A 2,099-nucleotide genomic window follows, 5' to 3' on the forward strand; every position below is an offset into this window, starting at 1 on the left:
CTGTTGACTTTAAAGGAGGTAAAAGGGACATAACTGTTACAGATAGAAGAACTAAAAAAGATTTCGCATTATATATTAAACATTTGGTGGATAATGTGTTTCCTAAAGCTAAAAAACTAAGAATTATCATGGATAATTTAAATACTCACACACATCTTTCAATTCTTGAAAATTTTGAATTTCACGAAGCTGTAAACTTGATTAGTAAATTATCATTCATTTATACTCCAAAACATGCAAGTTGGCTTAATATTGCCGAAATCGAAATTAATGTAATGGACAGAAAATGCACTGGAAGAAGAATAAATAATAAAAATCTTTTAATTAAAGAAACTACAGCTTATCAAAATAATAGAAATGAAAATAAATGTAAAATAAACTGGAAATTCACTAAAGAAGATGCAGATAAAAAATTATCAAAATGCTACATTAACTAATAAAATCATGAAAATTAAATTTACATAACAATATTATAAAATTAATAATTGAAGATTTATATAATCTTTATATAATATTATAAAATTAAAAATTATCTAATGTGAGGCTTTTTACTTGTTTCAGTTCTTCTCGTTTTTTAATATCTCCATCCAAAGAAATTTGACCATATTTTCCTCCCCCTCCAGGAGAAATACGAATATTTTTATTTCTAAACGCTTCAATAGCTGGAGAAACATTGGAATCCACTTCAGCTATTTTTTCAAGAGATGCCTCAATCAATATGTCAATTTCATTACCAATATTATCAATTAGTGCTCTCCATTTAGTTTGAACCATTTTTGTGGTAACTCCTTTGTCATAAACCATGCTTATTATCTCAGCAAGTGGCATTAGATGAATATATGGAGGTCTAAAGTCAGGATGATGTGGTTTATCCCAAGTAGCTATTTCAGATATACGATAATCAACACCTTTTTTTATTCTTCCACCACATGGACATTTCATTTTATTCTCTTTGGCCAGTACTGGATCCACTAATTTGTAACACTTAGTACATGCAGTCATGTGATATTTACCTAAGTTCGGTATCAAGCCATAGTTTGCTTTGATTTTGTTATTTTTAATTGCATTTTGTAGTGAAGAAAATGAAATATCTTCAAGCTCTATTTGATTAAACTCCCTACCTAATCTATGCGGCCATGGAGAATGTGCATCTGAATTTGACAAAAATGGAATGTCATGTAGTTCTTCAATTCTATCAGCCATATTTGTATCAGCAGAGAGACCTAATTCAAGAAAATCAGGTTTACGGCCATAACAATCATAGACACTATCGAATGATTTATACATACCAGTCCATGGAGTAAAAGCATGGGCAGGACCTACTAAACAATCATACTCTTTAGCTAAATCCATTATTTCAGCACCATTCATTTTAGTTCTTGGCCTTCCATCTTTATTTTTATTTATAGAAACTAATTTATCAGCTAGTTCCCTAGCTATTTCAATGGTAGGAATTAAAATTAAGTGATGAATTTTCTTCTCTCCCTCCACTTCAGTTGTTAGAACAAAATCACAATCATCAGTAGAATATATTCCATCTCCTGTATAGTTCGTGCTATTTTCAATTATCTCCAACCATTCTGGATGAAGAGCATCACCAGTACCAACTAACTGAAGACCTTTAAGTTTAGCTTCAGGAGCTATATTATTTATGACCATGTCTTTAGAAGTTGCCATAGAAAAACAACTGTGAATATGTAAATCTGTGTTAACTAACATAATATAAGATTAGAATATTTTTCTATATTAATTTAATGCTAATTTAAATAGAGAAACAAGATGAAAAATATTCTAAAGAATATTATAATGCACATTAAAAATTATAATTTCATATTTTTATAATAACTCTTTAATTAAAAAATTGTTATAGAAATCGTGACATAAATTTAAAAATTAGTAATGTTTGAAGTGAAAATGTAAAAAATAAGAGAAAAATGGAAGAGAAGAATAAATTAATTCTTCCCAAAAAGATTTTTTAGGCTTTTCTGTATGCTTTGAATTTGATGGTTGCTAGTTTTTTGTATGCTAAGTTGGTTATGGTTATTTTTAGTGTGTTTGTTTTTTTGTTGAATGTGTATTTGATGTATTTGCTTGCTTTT

General features: G+C 28.5%; 2 protein-coding genes. One reads left to right on the forward strand and one right to left on the reverse strand.

The annotated features are described in order from the left end of the window. The coding region (locus MBCUT_RS00510) for a transposase (RefSeq protein ID WP_067257392.1) at positions 1-437 on the forward strand (437 nt) is incomplete at its 5' end. Positions 438-522: 85 nt separating this feature from the next. Here MBCUT_RS00510 and MBCUT_RS00515 read toward each other — a convergent pair. Next, complete coding sequence (locus MBCUT_RS00515) at positions 523-1,719, reverse strand: TIGR00375 family protein (protein WP_067257395.1); 1,197 nt, start codon at positions 1,717-1,719, stop codon at positions 523-525. Positions 1,720-2,099 lie beyond the last annotated feature (380 nt).

Source organism: Methanobrevibacter cuticularis, assembly GCF_001639285.1.
In the GTDB taxonomy this organism is placed as follows: Archaea; Methanobacteriota; Methanobacteria; order Methanobacteriales; family Methanobacteriaceae; genus Methanobaculum; species Methanobaculum cuticulare.

Coding starts and splice junctions, on each gene's coding strand:
- MBCUT_RS00515 (WP_067257395.1), bottom strand. CDS start 1,719: ATGTTAGTTAACACAGATTTACATATTCACAGTTGTTTTTCTATGGCA.